General features: G+C 66.8%; 18 protein-coding genes. 9 read left to right on the plus strand and 9 right to left on the minus strand.

All coding sequences use genetic code 11. The features are described 5' to 3' along the window. The first annotated feature begins 73 nt into the window (after nucleotides 1-73). From VL752_RS14700 to VL752_RS14710, 3 genes are read left to right on the plus strand one after another with little or no spacing between them, the layout of a single operon-like run. Nucleotides 74-805, plus strand: coding sequence for an O-methyltransferase (locus VL752_RS14700; protein WP_325356555.1), 732 nt, complete (start codon nucleotides 74-76; stop codon nucleotides 803-805). Then, a complete protein-coding gene (locus VL752_RS14705; RefSeq protein WP_325356557.1) occupies nucleotides 802-1,818 on the plus strand; it encodes a glycosyltransferase family 2 protein in 1,017 nt (338 codons plus the stop codon). The genes VL752_RS14700 and VL752_RS14705 overlap by 4 nt, the downstream gene beginning before the upstream one ends. Nucleotides 1,819-1,850: 32 nt before the next feature. Continuing rightward, entirely contained in the window at nucleotides 1,851-2,600 is a 750-nt protein-coding gene (locus tag VL752_RS14710) for a gamma-glutamylcyclotransferase (RefSeq protein ID WP_325356559.1), read from the plus strand. Here VL752_RS14710 and VL752_RS14715 read toward each other — a convergent pair. From VL752_RS14715 to VL752_RS14725, 3 genes are all read right to left on the minus strand, one after another. Then, entirely contained in the window at nucleotides 2,573-4,126 is a 1,554-nt protein-coding gene (locus VL752_RS14715) for a sugar ABC transporter ATP-binding protein (RefSeq protein ID WP_325356562.1), read from the minus strand. The genes VL752_RS14710 and VL752_RS14715 overlap by 28 nt on opposite strands. 84 nt (nucleotides 4,127-4,210) lie before the next feature. After that, nucleotides 4,211-5,170, minus strand: coding sequence for a sugar-binding protein (locus VL752_RS14720; RefSeq protein ID WP_325356564.1), 960 nt, complete (start codon nucleotides 5,168-5,170; stop codon nucleotides 4,211-4,213). Nucleotides 5,171-5,227: 57 nt separating this feature from the next. Beyond that, a complete protein-coding gene (locus tag VL752_RS14725; protein WP_325356566.1) occupies nucleotides 5,228-6,226 on the minus strand; it encodes an ABC transporter permease in 999 nt (332 codons plus the stop codon). 240 nt (nucleotides 6,227-6,466) lie between these two features. Here VL752_RS14725 and VL752_RS14730 point away from each other — a divergent pair, with 240 nt between their 5' ends. The 5 genes from VL752_RS14730 to VL752_RS14750 all read left to right on the plus strand — a co-directional run bounded on the left by VL752_RS14730 (nucleotide 6,467) and on the right by VL752_RS14750 (nucleotide 12,249). Further along, a complete protein-coding gene (locus VL752_RS14730) occupies nucleotides 6,467-7,195 on the plus strand; it encodes an SDR family oxidoreductase (protein ID WP_325356568.1) in 729 nt (242 codons plus the stop codon). Nucleotides 7,196-7,312: 117 nt separating this feature from the next. Further along, nucleotides 7,313-9,172 (plus strand): hypothetical protein, encoded by a 1,860-nt coding sequence (locus tag VL752_RS14735; RefSeq protein WP_325356570.1) that lies wholly within the window; start codon nucleotides 7,313-7,315, stop codon nucleotides 9,170-9,172. A 187-nt stretch (nucleotides 9,173-9,359) separates the two neighbouring features. Next, nucleotides 9,360-10,160, plus strand: a complete 801-nt coding sequence (locus VL752_RS14740) for an ATP-binding cassette domain-containing protein (RefSeq protein ID WP_325356572.1) — start codon at nucleotides 9,360-9,362, stop codon at nucleotides 10,158-10,160. After that, nucleotides 10,160-11,200: an ABC transporter permease gene (locus VL752_RS14745; protein WP_325356574.1), complete on the plus strand. Its 1,041-nt coding sequence runs from the start codon at nucleotides 10,160-10,162 to the stop codon at nucleotides 11,198-11,200. Before VL752_RS14740 ends, VL752_RS14745 begins: the two co-directional genes overlap by 1 nt. A 50-nt stretch (nucleotides 11,201-11,250) precedes the next feature. Continuing rightward, nucleotides 11,251-12,249 carry a substrate-binding domain-containing protein gene (locus tag VL752_RS14750; protein WP_325356576.1) on the plus strand — a complete coding sequence of 333 codons (999 nt, stop codon included), beginning with the start codon at nucleotides 11,251-11,253 and terminating at the stop codon, nucleotides 12,247-12,249. A gap of 9 nt (nucleotides 12,250-12,258) precedes the next feature. On the opposite strand, the gene cobS is transcribed toward VL752_RS14750, so the two are convergent. From cobS to cobA, 4 genes are read right to left on the minus strand one after another with little or no spacing between them, the layout of a single operon-like run. Further along, nucleotides 12,259-12,999 (minus strand): adenosylcobinamide-GDP ribazoletransferase, encoded by a 741-nt coding sequence (gene cobS, locus VL752_RS14755; RefSeq protein ID WP_325356578.1) that lies wholly within the window; start codon nucleotides 12,997-12,999, stop codon nucleotides 12,259-12,261. 7 nt (nucleotides 13,000-13,006) lie between these two features. Next, the gene (gene cobT / locus VL752_RS14760; protein ID WP_325356580.1) at nucleotides 13,007-14,020 is read right to left on the minus strand and encodes a nicotinate-nucleotide--dimethylbenzimidazole phosphoribosyltransferase; all 1,014 of its coding nucleotides are present in this window, start codon (nucleotides 14,018-14,020) and stop codon (nucleotides 13,007-13,009) included. Between the two features lie 5 nt (nucleotides 14,021-14,025). Continuing rightward, nucleotides 14,026-15,336: a cobyrinate a,c-diamide synthase gene (locus tag VL752_RS14765; RefSeq protein WP_325356582.1), complete on the minus strand. Its 1,311-nt coding sequence runs from the start codon at nucleotides 15,334-15,336 to the stop codon at nucleotides 14,026-14,028. Next, complete coding sequence (cobA, locus tag VL752_RS14770; protein WP_325356584.1) at nucleotides 15,336-16,163, minus strand: uroporphyrinogen-III C-methyltransferase; 828 nt, start codon at nucleotides 16,161-16,163, stop codon at nucleotides 15,336-15,338. Before cobA ends, VL752_RS14765 begins: the two co-directional genes overlap by 1 nt. Nucleotides 16,164-16,213: 50 nt before the next feature. On the opposite strand from cobA, the gene VL752_RS14775 reads away from it, so the two are divergent. Continuing rightward, nucleotides 16,214-17,293 carry a cobalt-precorrin-5B (C(1))-methyltransferase gene (locus tag VL752_RS14775; RefSeq protein WP_325356586.1) on the plus strand — a complete coding sequence of 360 codons (1,080 nt, stop codon included), beginning with the start codon at nucleotides 16,214-16,216 and terminating at the stop codon, nucleotides 17,291-17,293. On the opposite strand, the gene cobM is transcribed toward VL752_RS14775, so the two are convergent. Together cobM and VL752_RS14785 are read right to left on the minus strand one after the other, a co-directional pair. Then, a complete protein-coding gene (gene cobM, locus VL752_RS14780) occupies nucleotides 17,275-18,042 on the minus strand; it encodes a precorrin-4 C(11)-methyltransferase (RefSeq protein WP_325356588.1) in 768 nt (255 codons plus the stop codon). The two genes, VL752_RS14775 and cobM, sit on opposite strands and share 19 nt — an antisense overlap. Continuing rightward, a partial coding sequence (locus tag VL752_RS14785; protein WP_325356590.1) for a cobalamin biosynthesis protein occupies nucleotides 18,039-18,218 on the minus strand: 180 nt, incomplete at its 5' end. The genes cobM and VL752_RS14785, both read right to left, overlap by 4 nt.

Genomic DNA, 18,218 nt, shown 5'->3' on the forward strand with positions numbered 1-18,218 from the left:
ACATGAGCTGATCGGATTCGCGCGACATCGCGCGGCCGGGCACGCTCGCTCCCCGCGGAGGTTCGAACGCGCGATGCTGTTCAGATCCGCCTTCGTGCGATCTCGGCCGCCTGAGATCGCCCCGCGCTTCCTGCCCGCGCCGCAGCCCCTGCCGCGGATCGAGGACCTCGGCCGGGACTATGCGCCCTACCGGCCGCTTTTCGCCGCACCGCCCGAGGCGGGGCACCACCTCATCGCCGGATGGCCGGTCGAGGGCGCGCTCATCGTGACGGAGCCGCGCGGCTTCCTGCGCCCGGCCGACGCCCTCACCCTTTTTGACCTCGCCCGCTATCAGCGCGGCAATGTTCTGGAGATCGGCAGCGCCTGGGGACTTTCCGCCACCATCCTGTGCCGGGGCGTGGCTGCCCGGCGGTCCGGCGGCCGCGTTATCTCCGTTGAACTCGATCCGCTGTTTCAGGCGGCGACGTGCGCCGCCGTGAAACGCGCCGGGTTGAGCCGCTGGCACAGCCTGCGCAAAGGTGACGGTACCGCGCTGATGGAACAGGCCATCGCGCGCGGCGAGACTTATGGCGCAATCTTCATCGACCACGATCATGGCCCGACCGCCTCAGAGGCCGCGTGCCGCCTTCTGCCGGAGCTGCTGGCGCCGGACGGTCTCGCCCTCTTCCACGATTTCAACGACCGGCTGAACACCAGCGGGGCATACGGCATTCATGCGGCCGTCTCCGCGCTGCTCGCGGCGGACACCCGCTTCGCCTTTTACGGCATGCCTGGCTGCTGCGCCCTGATCGGATGGGCCCGGTGAGCGACGCCACCATCTCCGTCATCATGCCGGTCTATAACGGCCGCTCCTATCTCGAAGCCTCGGTGCGGAGTGCCGCTTTCCAGACCCTGCCGCCAGTCGAGATCCTCATCGTGGATGATGGGTCGGCGGACGGTTCAGCGGACTTTGCCGAGACCCTGGAAACGCCCTTTTCCAAGCGCGTGCTGCGGGTGGCCAATGGCGGCCAGTCCCGCGCGCGCAATATCGCGGCTGCCGAGGCGAAGGGCGAGTTCCTCGCCTTCCTCGACCATGACGACATCTGGCACCGCGATCATCTGCGCCGCCTGATGGAGCCCTTCGCGAAGGATCCCGATCTCGGCTGGTCCTACAGCGACATCGACGAGATGGACCATGACGCGCGGGTGGTTCATCAACGCCTGCTGCGCACGCTGAACCCCGAGGCCGAACACCCGAAGAAAAGCCTCTACAACCTCCTCGCCTCCGACATGTTCATCTTCCCGAGCGCGGCCGTCGTGCGTGCCGAGGCCTTCCATGCGGTCGGCGGTTTCGACGAGCGGCTGTCCGGCTACGAGGATGACGATCTTTTCCTGCGCCTCTTCCGCGCCGGCTGGGGCAATGCCTTGGTCCCGGAAAGCCTGATGCGTTACCGCCGCCATACCTCCAGCAGCGCCTTCAGCGAGCGTATGTGGCAGAGCCGGGAGATTTTCGCCACGAAACTCATGGCTGAATTCCCGAACGACCGCGATCTCTCGCGCTTCTGGGTGCGCGACCTCATCGCCCCGCGCTTCTATCGTAACGGGCTCGAGGAATATGTCCGCCATCTTGCCCGCGGACGGCACGATCTCTGCGCCCTCGCCCTCGGCGTCATCCGCCGCTATTCGGACCTCTCGGAGCCAGGGCTGCGGCGCCGCTTCCGGCAGTATTTCATCTACAAGCTGATGGAGCATCCACGGATCTTCTCTCGTCTCTACAAACTGTTGCGGCGGGATCCGCGCTTTCATGCGCGGCGGCGACGAAAGCCCGCCCAGGCTTGACCCGCTGGGGGCAGCCCTCCTAGCCTTCCGCCATGCCTGACAGCGACCCGCCTGAGATGCCGCCTCCCGCCCTGCCGCCACCGGAAGGGCAGCAATACGCGATCACCCGCGAAAACCTGGCCGATGGCTCCCTTCTCGCCCGCATCCGCGCCGAGGCGCCGGAAGCGCTGCGCTTCCAGACCGAGGCGGAGCTGGATGTCGATCTCGCCCGCACCATGGCCGCGCTGCCGGCGGACAGCGATCTCTGGCTCTTCGGCTATGGCTCACTGATCTGGAATCCGGTGATCGACTATGCCGAGCGGCGCGTCGCCACCATCCACGGCTATCACCGCAGCTACTGCCTGTGGTTGCATCTTGGCCGCGGCTCGCCCGAGCGGCCCGGCCTCATGCTGGCGCTGGACCATGGCGGGTCCTGTAGCGGCGTCGCCTTTCGCATCCCCCGGGACCAGGCGATGGGCGAGATGCGCCTCGTCTGGCGGCGCGAGATGGCCGGCCGCGCCTATAAGGCGCGCTGGGTCACCGCCCATACGCCGGAAGGCCCCGTACGCGCGCTGACCTTCGTCATCGACCGCACCTATCCGCGCTATGCCGGCAAGCTGCCGGATGCCGAGATCGCGGCACGAATCTCGACCGCGTCCGGCAGCCTCGGCAGCTGTGTGGCCTATCTTTCGGACACGATCGGCGCGCTGGCCGCCCTCGGTCTGCGGGACCGCATGCTGGACCGCATCGCCAGCCGGATCGCAGACATCGATCCTCAGCTGGCCGCTTCAGCCTCGCCGTAGGTCGTGGGGACATGCGCCGGACCTTCCGGCGCGTGCTCCAGAGCCGCAAGCGCCATGATCCGCTCCTCGGAAGCCTCGTCGAAGGCAATCTCGCCCGCAATGCGGCCGGCGCGCATGACGAGGATGCGGTCCGAAATCGTCAGCACCTCCGGCAGATCGGAGGAGATGATGAGGATCGCCAGCCCCTCGGCCGCGAGTTCGCGCATCAGCGTATAGATTTCCGCCTTGGTCCCGACATCGACGCCGCGCGTCGGCTCGTCCACAATCAGCACGCGGGGCTTGGCGGCGAGCCATTTGGCGAGCACGACCTTCTGCTGGTTGCCACCGGAGAGAAGCCCGACCAGCTGCTCGATCGAGGGTGTCTTGATGCGGAACCGGTCGACATAACCATCGACCAGCCGACCTTCGGCGGCGGGATTGACGAAGTTGAACTGGGAGAGCGTGCCAAGGCCCAGCGCGGCCATCGACAGATTGGCGCCCACGCCCATGCCGAGGACCAGGCCAAGCTGCTTGCGGTCCTCCGGCACGAGGCCGATGCCGAGCCGCATGGCGTCGGCCGGCTTGCGAATGCGAATCTGTTTGCCCTCGAGCAGGATTTCGCCTTGCTGCGGCGGCGGCGCACCGAAGATGCCGAGTGCGACCTCGGACCGTCCGGCCCCGATCAGCCCGGCCATGCCCACAATCTCGCCGGCCCGGATGTCGAAGGAGACGTCTTGAAAGCGTGTGCCGTCCGAGAGGCCGCGGACGGAGAAGACGACGGGCTTGCCCTCGTTCTGCGGGCGGATGCGGCGCACACCCGCTAAATCCCGCCCTACCATGAGGCGCACCACCTCGTCCTGGTCTGTCTCGGAGAGTGCCATGGTCTGCACATGCCGCCCGTCCCTGAGGACCGTGACATAATCGCAATTGTCGAACACCTCGCGCATGCGGTGCGAGATGTAGAGGATTGTCACGCCCTGCGCCTTGAGGTCGTGCACGACGCGGAAGAGGATGAGGCTGTCGGCCTCGGAAAGACTCGAGGTCGGCTCGTCCAGAATGAGAAGTCGCGGCTCATGGACGAGGGATTTGCAGATTTCCACCAGCTGCTGCTGGGCGATGGTGAGTTCGCCGAGCCGCCGGTCGGGGTCGATCGCGATTCCCATGCGCTCCATGGCGGCGCGCGCGCCAGCCCGCAGGCTTGCGCGGTCTACCATGACGCCCGCCATGCGCGGTTCGGAGCCGAGGAAGATGTTCTCGGCCACCGACATGTTCGGTGCGAGCATCAATTCCTGGAAGACGATGGAAATGCCCTTGGACGCGGCATCGCGCGTGCCGGAAAGGGTGAGCGACGTGCCGTCGAAGATCAACCGTCCAGTATCGGGGCGCAGCGCGCCGGCGATGACCTGCATCAGCGTCGACTTGCCGGCTCCGTTCTCGCCCATGATCGCGTGGATGGTGCCGGTATGGACGTGGAAGGTCACATCCTTCAGCGCCTGCACACCGGGAAATCCCTTGGAAATCCCCTCGACCGTCAGCAGTACGGACATCGTCTCAATCCTTCTCCCAGCCCGCGAGGCCAGTCTGCGAAGCCGGATGGCCCCCGGGGGCAGGCGCCCCCGGAGGCCTCCATCTCACTTCGCCTTGGCGAGGAAATCGCCGACATTGTCCTTGGTCACGACATCAGTGCCGGTATCGGTGATTGCCGGAACTTTGCCGCCATTGGACAGCGTGTTGAGCTGATCGATGGCGTCCACGCCCATCGCGTAGGGCCGCTGACCGACGAGCACGCTCGCATAGCCCGCCTTGAGCAGTTCAAGCTGCGGCTTCAGCGTGTCGAAGCTGACGACCACGAACTTGCCGTCCGCGATATCCGCCTTGCGGCTCTTGAGCGCACGGGCGTAGGCCGCCGGCGCGAACATCGGCCAGCCGCCGGAATAGAAGATGCCGTCGAGATGCGGATATTTGGCCAGGATGTCCTGAATGACCTGCACACCCTGGTTGGTGTCGTCGTTGCAGGTATAGGGCGAGCCCGCGACCTCATGGAAGTTCGGGCCGAGTTCCTTCTTGAAGCCGGCCATGCGCTGATTGAGGTTGGCGGCCGACAGGCCACCGGTCAGGATCGCGTAGGTGCCGCCATTGGGCAGCATCTTTGCGAAGGCCTTGCCCGCGGTCTCGCCGCCGCCTTCGTTATTGGTGCCGACGAAGGCGATGCGCTTGGAGGTGGGCGCATCCGAATCAAAGGTGATGACGGGGATTCCGGCCGCGAGCGCATCCGAAATCACGCCCTTGATGCTGTCCGGATTGTTCGGCGCAACCGCGATGCCGGCGACATGCTTGGTGATGAGATCGCGCATGATGCTGATCTGCGCGGCGTCATCGAGCTGCGCCGGGCCGGTGAATTCGCATTTGGCGCCGATCTTCTTGGCCTCTGCATCGCAGCCCGTCTCGGCATCGGCATAGAAGGGCACACCGAGCGCCTTGGGCACCACCGCGAAGGTCTTCTCCGCCGCCTCCGCGCGGGTTCCCCCCAGGCTCGCCAGACCCAGACCCATGGTCATCACAGCGGCCGTCGCAAGCAGAACTCTTTTCATCGTTTCGTTTCCTTGATTTTGGTTTTGTTGGTCTTGGTCAGACGCCGTTACGCACGCCTATCGTGTTCGCCAGAAGCCCTTGCGGAGCTGATCGATGAACACCGCCAGCACGATGACCGAGCCGACGAAAACGCCCTGCCAATAGGCATCTGTGCCGAGAAGCACGAGCCCGTTGCGAAGAACTTCGAGAATGACCGCACCCACGAAGACACCGAGGATTGTGCCCTCGCCGCCCGTCAGCGCGGTGCCGCCTATGACCGCCGCCGCGATGACGCTGAGCTCCTTGCCCAAACCCTGGTTCGAGATCGCGGAGGAGAGATAGCTCACCTCGATGATGCCGGCGAGGCCGGCGGTGACGGAGGAAATGACATAGACGCTGATCTTCAGACGGTCGACCGAAAGGCCCGTCAGCCGCGCCGCCCGCTCGTTGCCGCCGATGGCGTAGAGCTGGCGCCCATAGACTGTGCGCGTCAGCACCACGCCGGCGATGACCGAGAGGACAACGAATATGATGAAGGGATTGGGCAGGCCGAAGCTCTGGCCGCCGCCAAGGTTGAAGAAGGAGCTGTCGAAAGGCAGGAAATTGTCGATCGAATGACCGCGCGTGATGACCAGGGCGAGCGCGCGGGCGATCGACATGGTGGCAAGCGTGGGCACAAACGGCGGCATGCGCAGCTTGGTCACGCAAAGCCCGTTGAAGAGGCCGACCAGGCCGGAGATGACGAGGGCGAGGACGCAAGCCGGAATCGGGCCGAGGCCGGCGCTCATCATCGCAGCCGAGGAGACCGCGGCAAGGCCCCAAACTGAACCTACCGACAAGTCGATGCCGCCGGTGATCATGACCATGGCCTGGCCAAGCACGACGATGCCGACGAAGGAGAAGTTTCGGGCATCGTTGAGCATGTTGTTCGGCGAGGCGAAATCTGGCGCGAAGATGGTGAGGCCCACGAACATGATGACGAGAGCGGTGATGATCCCCGTCTCGCGCGAGCGCAGGATGCGGCTCAGAAACGATTTAGGTGCCGCGGCACCGGCCGGCTTATCGGCCGCGCTCATGGAGTTGCTCCGCCACGCGCGGCAGTCCGGCTCTGATCGCCCAAGCGTTCCTCCATCCGTGTACCGGCCATGCCGGACTTATCAATCCGCGGTTAGTCCCGCGTTATCCAGGTGGCCGACCAATTGCCATTGGTCGGACCACCGGATGGAGACCGTATAGCGACCTCAGCACTGGCGGCAAGCCCGCTTGGATGGTTCTATGCTCGCCAGGGAAAGAACAAATATCCGCCGGAGAGACAGATGCGCAAAACGCTGACAGACAAGACGATCATCATTACAGGGGCGAGTTCTGGGATCGGCCGCGCCGCGGCCCGGACATTGGCCGCCGAAGGCGCGCGCCTCGCGCTGGTGGCCCGCGACAGTCCCCGCCTGCACGCGCTGGCGGAAAGCCTGGGCGAGGCTGGCCGCGCCTTCCCGGCTGACCTCGCCCGGCCCGAAGAGACAGACGCCATGGTCGAAGCCGTCGAACGTGCCTTCGGCCGGGTGGATGTGCTCTTTGCCAATGCCGGCGTCTATATTCCGGGCGAGGTCGCGCAGGGTGACCCCAATGCGTGGGAGCGGATGATGGCGATCAATGTGACCAGCGTCTTCCGTGCCGCCCGGCGCGTCCTGCCCGGCATGATGGAACGTGGCGAGGGGGATATCATCGTCACCAGTTCCATCTCCGGCCATCAGGCGTTGCACTGGGAGCCGATCTACAGCGCCAGCAAGCATGCCATCCGCAGCTTCGTCCATGGCCTCCGCCGCCAGGCGCTGCCGCATGGCGTTCGCGTCGGCTCCATCTCCCCCGGCGTCGTGCTGAACGAGCTCTGGGGCATCGACGATCCGGCCGAGATCGAGCGGCGGGTGGCGGAGAAGACCGGGCTGCGGTCGGAAGACATCGCCGAGGCGCTGCTCTTCACCCTCACCCGCCCGCGCCATGTCACGATCCGGGACATGGTGATCCTGCCGGCAGGACAGGACATCTAAGGGCCCAGGGCAGGCGGGCCTTGCCGCTGAACACCGTTCCTGGCACGTACAGACAGGCGTGGCACCACAAAGGACGCGAGGGTGAGGAGACATCCGCAGAAACCAGGGGCCCGTGCCGTGATGCGTTCGGCGTCGCGCCTCCTGGCCGTTCTGCTGACGATCTGGTCGCTCGCCACCATTCTGCCGGACCTCTCCCGGATCGTCACGCCCCTCGGCTCCTACGGCCTGTCCGTCGACAATGACGGCACCATCATTGGCGTGCAGGACCCCTTCATCCGCGCTGCGGCCTCGCCCGCCGGCCAGGCGGGGCTTGCCCCCGGCATGCAGCTCGATCTCACTGCCATGCGCTGCACCCGGCCAGGGAGCGAGGGCTGCCGCGCGATCCTTGCCGTGCTCGGGGATTTCGGCGGCGTCGAATACACCGCGAGCACCCGTCCGATCACCCTGACGCTGAGGCCCGGGGACGGCTTGCCGGCCCGGCAGGCGGTGCTGCACCCGGCCCCGGCGCCGCTGCCCTTCGCAGCAAAGCTCGTGCTGCTGCTGGACACGGTTGTGGGCGCCGCCTTCGTTTTTGTCGCGTTCCGCCTGGTCTGGGACCGGCCGGGCGGCATGACCTGGGGCTTCTTCCTCTATGCCATCTGGTTCAATCCGGGCCAGAACTACACCTATTACGCCCTGCTGCAGCTGTGGCCGCCCGGGGTGCTGGTGGCGCAGACGCTCGATTCACTCGCCCAGGGCGCGGCCTACGCCGGGCTCGTCGCCTTCGCCCTTTGCTTTCCCGAGGAGGCGCCGGGGCCGGGGGGTGTCTGGATCGGCCGGCTGCTCCCGGTCCTGGCCCTCGCCATGGTCGCACTCGCCTTCGCGGCTTCGGCCAATCTCTTCGGGTTCGAGACCCGCATTCCGGCGCAAATCCAGTTCTTCACCATCATCCCGCTCGACATTCTGGCGATCGCCCTGCTGGCGGCGCGCCGCCGCCACCTGGCGCCCCAGGACGAGGCGCGAATGCGCTGGGTGCTTGCCGGCTACCTGATCGGCCTGCCCGCTTTCCTCGCAGCCGAACTCTGCCAATCGACCAACCTGCCGGAACGGCTGCTCGGCTTCACCCCCTCTCTCGCTGAAATCGGCCTGCTTTGCCTGCTGCAGGGCGTAATCGCCTATTTTGTCGGAACGGCCGTGCGGCGCCGCCGCGTCGTCGCCGTCTCCATTCCGCTCCGTCGCGGCGCCATTCTCGCCTGCCTCAGCTTCGTGCTCGGCGTGCCCATCGTCTATTTGCATGACACGGTGAGCAGCATTGGCGACCACATGCACGAAACCCTGCACTTGCCCGCCTGGCTCTGGCTTGCCGTGGTCAGCCCCATCGCACTGATCGTGCTCACGCATCTGCACCACCATTCCGTGACCGTTCTGGAGCGCGCCTTCAACCGCCGCTACCATAAGGCCCATGCGCAGCTGACCGAGGCGGGCCAAAGCATGCTGACGGTCCGCGGCTTCGACGAAGTGGACCGGCTGGTGACGGAACACCCCACAGCCAGCCTGCGCCTGGTCTCCGCTGCGATCTTCCGCCAGCAGGACGGCCAGTTCCGCCGCAGCGGCGCAGCCCCCGGCTGGCCGGAGCAGGGCCCGAGCACACTCGACCCCTCGACTGACGGGGCGGTACTTCGTTGCCTCGAAACCGGCGAACCCGTGGCCCTGCCGCGCGGCGGGTGGCACCGGCCCGGCCTGCCGTCGGACGATTTCGCCCCCTGCCTTGCGGTGCCGATCCGCGGCGGCGTCGCGGAAAGCCTGGGCGTCGCCCTGTTCGGCCCCCATGTCACGGGCAGTGACATCAATCGGGACGAGCGTCGGCTGCTTGCCGAATTCGCGGACCGCGCGGCGCTCGGCTACGATCGGGTCGAGGTCGAGATCCTGCGCCGCGCGCTGGACTCGCTGCGGCGGGAGCTGCGCGACCGGCCGGAGAGCGAGCGGATTTCAGGTTGAATCAATCTGAAAGCTTACGCTCGCTCTCGGTCCGACCCAAAGCTATCGGGCTCTGGCAAACACCATTTGACAGCTCTTCCAAGGCTTCCTAACCTCCGGCGAGACAAAAGTCCGACTATTGCTGCATCCGCGATATGCCCAGCCGAAAGGGCATATTGGCCAAGATATAAGAAAAAGGGCGTGGGGGATGGACAGTCAGGCCGCGGCCGAGCGGAGCTACCAGCATATCGTGCGCGCCGAGGGCATCAGCCTCTCCTATGGCAAGATCCGCGCGCTGTCCGGCATCGATCTCGCCATCGGGCGCAACGAGATCGTCGGGCTGATCGGCGACAACGGGGCCGGCAAATCCACGCTGATCAAAGTTCTGACCGGAGTGGTGCGACCGACCGCTGGCAACCTCTACATCCGCGACGAAAAGGTTGACTGGACACGCTATTCGGTGCGGGAGGCACACCGCCTGCGCTTCGAGACCGTCTATCAGGAAAAATCCCTCGGCGAGAAACAGCCGCTGTGGCGCAACATCTTCGTCGGCCGCCAGATCACCAACCGCTTCGGTTTCATCAAGGTCGCGGAACAGCGCCGCATCGCCAACGACATCCTGAAGAACCAGCTTGGCTTCCGCGGCGTCGGCATCGACGCCGATTCGACCATCTCGAAACTCTCGGGCGGCGAGCGGCAAGGCATCGCCATCGGGCGCGCCATGCATTTCGACAGCGACCTCATTATCCTGGACGAGCCGACCGTGGCACTCGCCATCAGCGAGGTTCGCAAGGTGCTGGACTTCGTCCGCTCCATCAAGACCTCCGGCCGCGCCTGCATTTATATCGAACACAACCTTGCCCATGTTCACGAACTGGCGGACCGGCTCATCGTACTCGACCGTGGACGCATCGTCGCCGACATCAAATCCGGTGAGATGACGCTGGAAGAACTCACGAAATTCCTGATCGATCTTCAGCACGGCGGCCGCAATGTAGGGGTGGGCTGATGAGCACGCATCTATCCACAAACGGCACGGGGCGCGCACGCGGGCTTGGCCTGCACCGGCTAGGTCACGTCGAAGGCCTGCCGATCATCCTCGTCTGCATCCTGCTCGTGCTGTTCTTCGTGATCTTCGCGCCGCGCGTTTTCCTCCATTGGCCGATCTACTTTTCCTTTCTGACCACCGTGCCGCCGATGATGGTGCTGGCGACCGGCCTTACCCTGGTGGTCGCGGCCGGGGAGATCGACCTGTCCTTCCCGTCGACGCTCGCTTTCTCAGGATTCCTGTTCTCCATCTGCACGACCTCGCTCGGCAGCCCCTGGCTCGGCGTGCTCGCGGCCTTGGCCGGCGGCGCATTGGTGGGCGTGGTCAACGGCCTGCTGGTGGCACTCGTCGGCGTGCCGTCGATCATCGTCACCATCGGCACGCAGTTCTTCTGGGCGGGCACGGCCTCCATCCTTTCGGGCGGCCAGTCGGACGCGCTGCAGCAGCTCGACGGCACGGCGGTCTACGAAATCTTCGCGGGCGATCTCTTCGGCTTTCTGCCGATGCAGTTCCTTTGGGCCGCGGCCATCGCCGTCGTCACCTGGTTCATCCTCAATCGCCACCGCTTCGGCGAGCATGTGCTGTTCATCGGCGACAACCGGCAGGTCGCCCGTGTCGCCGGCATCAATGTCGTGCGTGAGACGATCAAGCTGTTCACCATCATGGGGTTGCTCGGCGGTTTCGCGGCACTGCTGCTGACGCTCGAAAACCTCAACTATTTTTCGACGCAGGGGCAAGGCTATCTTCTGCCCGCGCTCGCCGGCGTGTTCATCGGCGGCACATCGGTCTTCGGTGGCACGGCGACGATCGTCGGCACCTTCTTCGGGACCTTTATCATCGGCATGCTGGAGGCGGGGATCGTCGCCACCGGCATCGCCGGCTTCTGGGTGCAGGCGATCGAGGGCGTCATCTTCGTCGCCGCGGTGACGCTGCATCTCATTGTCGAGAGTCCGAGCAAGCTCAAGACGCTCGGCAGTTTCGTGGGCCTGCATCGCGGATAGCGCAAGGCCGGCTCTCTTCCCAAGAAAACCAAAAAACGAGGGAGACAGACATGACGGGAGTGAAAACGGGCCTGCTCGCGGGCATCGCCATGTTGGCGTTGACGGCAGGCGCCCATGCGACACAGCCGACGAGCCAGGGCCCGCTCGGCGACGGCATGACGATGTATATGCAGATGGGCGGCAATCCGGGCGACGGCGCGACACTCGCGCGGCAGACCGGTGCGGCGGACGCGGCGCATGCCTTCGGCATCAAGGTAGTCGAGCAGTTCTCGGCCTGGAGCCCGGAGACGATGCTCACGCAATTCCGCCAGGCGATGGCGGCGCGGCCAACCTGCATCGGCATCACCGGCCATCCGGGTGACGCCGCCTTCGACCCGCTGATCACGAAGGCCGAGAAGCAGGGCATCCTCGTCACCGTCGGCAATACGCCGCTGCCGGACGCCGAGAAGATGTATGGCGACAAGGGCACCGGCTATGCCGGCGTTGATCTCTATGTCGGCGGGCAGATCACGGCCCAGGCGATGCTGGCGGCCGGGCTTAAATCCGGGGACACCGCGCTGGAATACGGTGTCTTCAATGAGACGACGCGCAGCGAGTCCGACCGCGGCCTCGCCGATACGCTGGAGAAGGCGGGCGTGAAGGTGACGAAGCTCAACATCTCTCCGCAGGTCGATGGCGATTCCTCGCTCGCGGTGCCAATCCTCGTCGCCTTCCTCGAATCACATCCCGGCCTCAAGGCTATCGGCACGCAGCATGGCGGGGTGACGAGCTTCATTCCCCAGGCGCTGAAGCAGGTCGGAAAGAAACCCGGTGACGTCATCGTCGGCGGCATTGATCTGGCACCCGCCACGATCGCCGGCCTGCAGTCGAAATACATCACGGCGACGCTGGACCAGCAGCTTTACCTGCAGGGCTTCCTGCCCGTGATGCAATGCGTGCTTTCGGCGAAGTACAAATTCGCCGGGCTGAACATCAATACCGGCGCCGGGGTGGAAACACCGGCGACGATCGACGCCCTGATCCCGCTGATCAAGCGCGGTATCCGCTAGTCTGAACTTTTAAGGGCCTGTGGCGAGCAGGAGCAGCATCACGCATTCCGTGAGCTGCTCCACAGCCCCCAGCGTATCGCCGGTGTAGCCGCCCAGCGACGTCCGGCCGAAGCGCGCCATCAGCAGGGCGAGCAGAATCGCGACGGCGGCGGCCAGTGCTGCCGCATGCAGGCCGGCGAGCAGCAGGCCGACCACGGCGGCGATCCCCCAGCCGGCATAGACGCGCGGTCTCGGGAGATCGCCAAGGCTCGCCGCCAGCCCCCCGGGCCGCGCGGGACCGGAGAGCAGCAGCACGCCCGGCATCGCGCTTCGTCCGGCCATCGCGGCCAGGATCAAGGCTGGCACCACGAGATGAGGATCGGCCATCTGCGCGAGCGCGCCGGCGCGCAGACCGACCGAGCCGATCATGGCCAGCGTGCCGAAACTGCCGATCCGGCTGTCCTTCATGATGGCGAGACGACGCTCCGGCGTGGCCCCGCCCATGCCGTCCGCCGTGTCGGCCAAACCGTCCTCGTGCAAGCCACCGGTGGCGGCAATCATGGCGAAGACCGCCAATAGGCCCGCAAGCCAGGGTGAGAGCCCGGCGCGCCACGCGAGCAGATAGACGAGGCCGGCGATGAGCCCGACCACCGCACCCACCAGCGGCCAGGCCCAAACCCCCTGCCCCATCGCCGAACCTGGCACGCCCTTGGGCATCGGCAAGCGCGTCAGCAGCCCAAAGGCTGAGACGAGATCGGCCTTCACGCCCATCGGCCGGTCAGGTCCGGTCGTCCACCTGCGCTTCCGCAAAGGTCGCCATGCCGCTGTGACAAGCGACCGCCGCACGCAGGATGGAAACGGCGAGTGCCGCGCCCGAGGCCTCTCCCAGCCGCATGTCGAGCGCGAGGAGTGCGGGGCGATGGAGTTCGGCGACCAGGCGGCGGTGCCCTGCCTCGGCCGAGACATGGCCGATCATGGTGTGGTCGAGCCCGTCCGCCAGCAGCTTGATCAGCGGCGCGGCGGCGGCGGAACAGACGAAGCCGTCCAGCAGCACGGGGATGCTATGCCGCCGCGCTGCCAGAACCGCGCCGAGAATTGCCGCAGTTTCCCTTCCGCCGAGGCGGCGCGCGATCTCCCAGGGCTCGTACCGCGCCTCGGCATGGAAGGCCACGGCGCGCTGTACGACATCGGCCTTGTGGGCGACGCCCGCCGCATCGAGCCCGGTGCCACGACCGGCCCAGTCGGCAGCGCTGCCACCGAAGAGCGCGAGGCAAAGGGCGGCGGCGGCGGTTGTATTGCCGATGCCCATTTCGCCCAGGCACAGCAGATCGGTGCCCGGCACAACGGCCTCATAGCCCACCCGCAGCGCCGCCCGGAATTCGAGCGGTGTCATGGCCGGCGCTTGGGTGAAATCCGCGGTCGGCCGTTCCAGTTGCAGCGGCACGACCGAAAAGGAGGCGCCGACCGCCCGGGCGATCTGGTTCACCGCCGCGCCGTTGGCCTGGAAATTGGCCACCATCTGCTCGGTCACCGACGCCGGATAGGGCGAGACGCCCTGCGCGGTGACGCCGTGATTGCCGGCGAAAACGAGGACGTCCACCTGATCGAGCCGTGGCATGTCGCGCCGTTGCCAGCGGGCAAGCCATTCCACGCCTTCTTCCAAAAGGCCCAGGCTGCCGGGCGGTTTGGTGAGTTGCGCCTGCCGCCGCATGACAGCGTCTGCCGCCTCGAAATCCGGGCCCGGGAGCTTCCGCAGCAAGTCCTCAAGAAAATCTGCCTGGCCCATCATCATCCAGTTCACTCCTCTTGCGCGATGAGATGGAAGAAGCTGCCTGAAACCCTTCCAAGGCGGCTGCCGGCGGAGCCGAGCGCCAGCCCCATCGCATCCTCTAGCTGAACGAAAGCCGCGTCCGATCCGGGATCGGAGACGGTCGCATAGTGGAATTCATGACCGCGCAACCGAGAACCGGCCGGGCCGAGAGCACCGTCGGCGAGCAGGGTCGCGCGGCGGTAGCCAAGATGCATCTTTCGCGCGGCGAAACTCGTCGCGTGGGTCAGCAGTCTCACCATTTCGTGAGTTTGTCCAGACGCATCCGTCAGCGTGGCGCCGAGCACCATGTAGCCACCGCATTCGCCATGGACCGGGCGGGTGTCCGCAAATGCGCGAAGCCCGGCCTTGAAACGCCGCGCGGCGGCAAGCGCGGACCCATGCAGTTCGGGGTAGCCGCCCGGCAGCCAGCAGGCATCGGCCTTCTCCTCCGGGGCCTGATCAGCCAAGGGTGAAAAGAACGAAATTTCGGCGCCGGCCCGGCGCCAGCCCGCCAGCAGGTGCGGGTAGACGAAGGTGAAGGCGGCGTCCCGCGCCACCGCGATGCGCTGGCCAGGCGGACGAATGGCGGGCTGCTTCCCCGGCTCGGCGGTAATCGGTTTTGCTGCCGCGAGGATGGCATCCAGATCGAAGCGCGCTTCGGCGAGATCGGCGAGGGCCGCGATACGCACGGCAAGATCATCCGTCTCCTCCGCCTGAACGAGGCCGAGATGCCGCTCCGGCAGAGTGATCGCCTGGGCGCGAAGCAGGCTGCCCAGGACCGGCAGGCCGATGGCTTCCATGGCCGGACGGATGCCGGCCTCGTGCTTCGCGCTGCCAAGGCGGTTGAGGATGGCGCCTGCGATAGTGACCCCGGGCTCGAACCCGATGAAGCCCCGGGCACCGGCCGCCGCTGTCTGGCTTTGACCCGATACATCCAGCACCAGCACGACCGGCAAGCCGAAACGCGCCGCGAGATCCGCCGCCCGCCCCGCGCGCCCGGCAGGGCCGGCGCCGTCGAAAAGACCCATCGAGGCCTCGATGAGCAGGATTTCCGCCCCGTCAGCGGCTTCGGCGAGCTGGCCGTCGAGCTGATCGGGACCCATCGCCCAACTGTCGAGATTGAGCGTTGGCCGGCCGGTTGCGGCAGCATGAAAGGCGGGGTCGATATAGTCCGGGCCGGATTTGGCGACCGCCACCGCGTGGCCCCGGCGGCGGAGGGCCGCCGCGAGACCCAGCGTGACCGTGGTTTTGCCGGAGCCCGAGCGCGGCGCCGCCAGAATAAGGCCGGTTGGCCTCATCAGCAGAGTTCCGGCACGACCGCGGCGACGAGATCGGAAATCCTCTGACGCATGGCAACGATCCGGCCAATGACGATGAGCGCCGGCGCCTCTTCCTCCGCACCCGCCGCCGTCTCGGCGATATGGGCAAGGTCCGTCACCGTCACCTCTTGCCGCGCGGTCGTCGCGCCCAGGATGAGGGCAGCCGGCATCGCCGCGTCCATGCCGCCCGCCATCAGGCGACGGGCGATGGTGCTGATGCGCTTGGATCCCATGTAAAGGACAATGGGCTGGCCGAGGGCGGCCATCGCCTCCCAGTTCAGCGTCGCATGCTGGCTTTCGGCGCCATGGCCGGTGGCGAAGATGATTGCCTGGTTGATGCCGCGCATGGTCGCCGGGATGAGCGCGGCGGCGAGTCCCGCTACCCCCGCCGTCAGTCCCGGAATCACCCGGAACGGAATGCCGGCCTCGGCGAGGGCGAGGATCTCTTCGCCGCCACGGCCAAACACAAAGGGATCACCGCCCTTGAGGCGCAGCACCCGCCGCCCTGCCCGCGCCTGGGCGACGAGTTCAGCCGAGATGCCAGCCTGTTCGGAGGACGGCTTGCCGCAGCGCTTGCCGGCGTGGATGAGTTCGGCCCCGGGCCGGATAAGGGAGAAGATTTCGGTTCCCACCAGCGCGTCATGCAGGACCACCTCCGCCTGGCCCATGGCGCTGACAGCATCGAGCGTCAAATGCCCGACATCGCCAGGGCCGGCACCCGCGAGCCAGACATGACCCGGGTCCAGCCGCGGGCGGCGCGCCATCAGGCGCGAAAGCCCCGCTTCCTGATCCGTTTGAATCGTCATCGCCAATCCCCACCGTGACTTGCGTCCGGCGCCTCTCTAAATTCCCGGGCGTGGATACGCCCTCTCTCCGTCGCGGCTGGACAACCGGCGCCTGCGCCACTGCCGCCACGCGCGCGGCGGCGGAAGCGCTGATCACCGGGCATTTTCCGGACCCCGTGCGGATCCGCCTGCCGGGCGGCAGCGAGGTCGGCTTTGCCCTTGCCGAAACGAGGCTCCTTCCAAACGCCGCCGAGGCCGGCGTCGTCAAGGATGCCGGAGACGACCCAGATGTGACTCATGGGGCGATGATCCGGGCAAGCGTGTCCCGAGGCCCCACGGGAAGCGGTATTTCCTTCGCGGCTGGCGAAGGCGTGGGCATGGTGACGCTGCCCGGCCTGCCCATTCCGCCAGGGCAACCCGCGATTAACCCGGTGCCGCGCCGCATGATGGCGGAAGCACTGGCCGAGGTTTCCGCGCGCTTCGGCACCGGGCCGGACTGGGCGGTGGAGATCTCCATCCCGGGCGGCGCGGCGCTCGCCGAAAAGACGCTCAACGGCCGCCTCGGCATTGTTGGCGGGCTCTCTGTCCTTGGCACGACGGGGATCGTCATCCCCTTCTCCTGCTCGGCCTGGATCGACAGCATTCATCGCGGCGTGGATGTGGCGCGTGCCCTGAGCCTGCCGCACATCGCCGCCGCGACCGGCCGCACCTCGGAAGAGGCGGTGCAAAAACTTTATGGCCTGCCCGATGCGGCGTTGCTCGACATGGGCGATTTCGTCGGCGGCACGCTGAAATATATCCGCCGCCACCCCGTGCCGCGCCTCACTATCGCGGGCGGCCCAGCCAAGATCACCAAGCTCGCTCAAGGCAGGCTCGACCTGCATTCCAAGCGCGGCAGCGTGGACACCGCCGCCCTCGCCGAGTTCGCGCGGGAGATCGGCGCCGATGCGACACTCACCGCGGCCATCGCGGGCGCCAATACCACGCTTCATGCCTTCGAACTGGCGGCCGGCCTGCCCTTGGCCCAGGCCATCGCGGCGCGTGCCCATGCCACGGCTCAGGCAGTGCTCGACGAGGCGCCGGTGGCGCTCGAAATCCTGATCATCGACCGCGCGGGTGGGCTGATCGCCCGTCATCCGCCGCTCTCCTGATTACGGAAGCGGCGCACGTAGTCGAGATCATAGAGCGCGCTGTCCCGAAAGCCGTCGGGCGCGAGGGCGGGCCCCACCAGGATCAGCGCCGTGCGTTCCACCGGATCGGCCGCGTGAATCGCCTCGATGGTGCCGAGCGTGCCGCGCATCACCCGCTCTTCCGGCCAGCTTGCCCGCGCGACGATGGCCGCCGGGCAGTCCGCGCCGTAATGGGGTGTCAGCACCGCCACGATCTCGTCCAAGCGATGGATCGCCAAATGGATGGCGAGGGTCGCGCCGGTGGCCGCGAAGGAAGCAAGCTTCTCGCCCGGCGGCATAGGGCTCGCGCGCCCGTCCATCCGGGTGAGGATGAGGCTTTGCGCCAGGCCGGGCACCGTCAGCTCCCGGCCAAGCGCTGAGGCGGCGGCGGCAAAGGCTGGCACCCCGGGCACCATCACCCAGGGAATTCCACAGGCATCCAGCCGCCGCGTCTGCTCCGCGACGGCGCTATAGATGGAGAGATCCCCGGAATGAAGCCGCGCCACATCCTGGCCCTGCGTCTGGGCCGAGACATATTCCGCCGTGATCTGGTCAAGGTTGAGCGGCGCGGTATCGATGAGACGCGCGCCCGCCGGGCAATGCGCCAGCATCTCTGCCGGCACGATGGAGCCGGCATAGAGACAGACCGGACAGCGGGCGAGGAGATCCCGGCCGCGCAGCGTGAGGAGGTCAGGCGCCCCCGGCCCGGCACCGATGAAATAGACGGTCAATGCACCAGCCCCAGGGCCAGCGCGCAGGTGACGCCATCGGCCGCGATGCGGGCGAGGACAAGCCGGCCGCCTGGCCCTGCGCCCGCGAGCGCCGCCGCTTCGGCGACGGAGGCGAGGCCGACTTCCCGTTGGGCCCGGGCAGAACGCGTCAGACAGCGCCCCTGCTCGCCCCTCAG

Source organism: Acidisoma sp. (assembly GCF_035492295.1).
Lineage (GTDB): Bacteria > Pseudomonadota > Alphaproteobacteria > Acetobacterales > Acetobacteraceae > Acidisoma.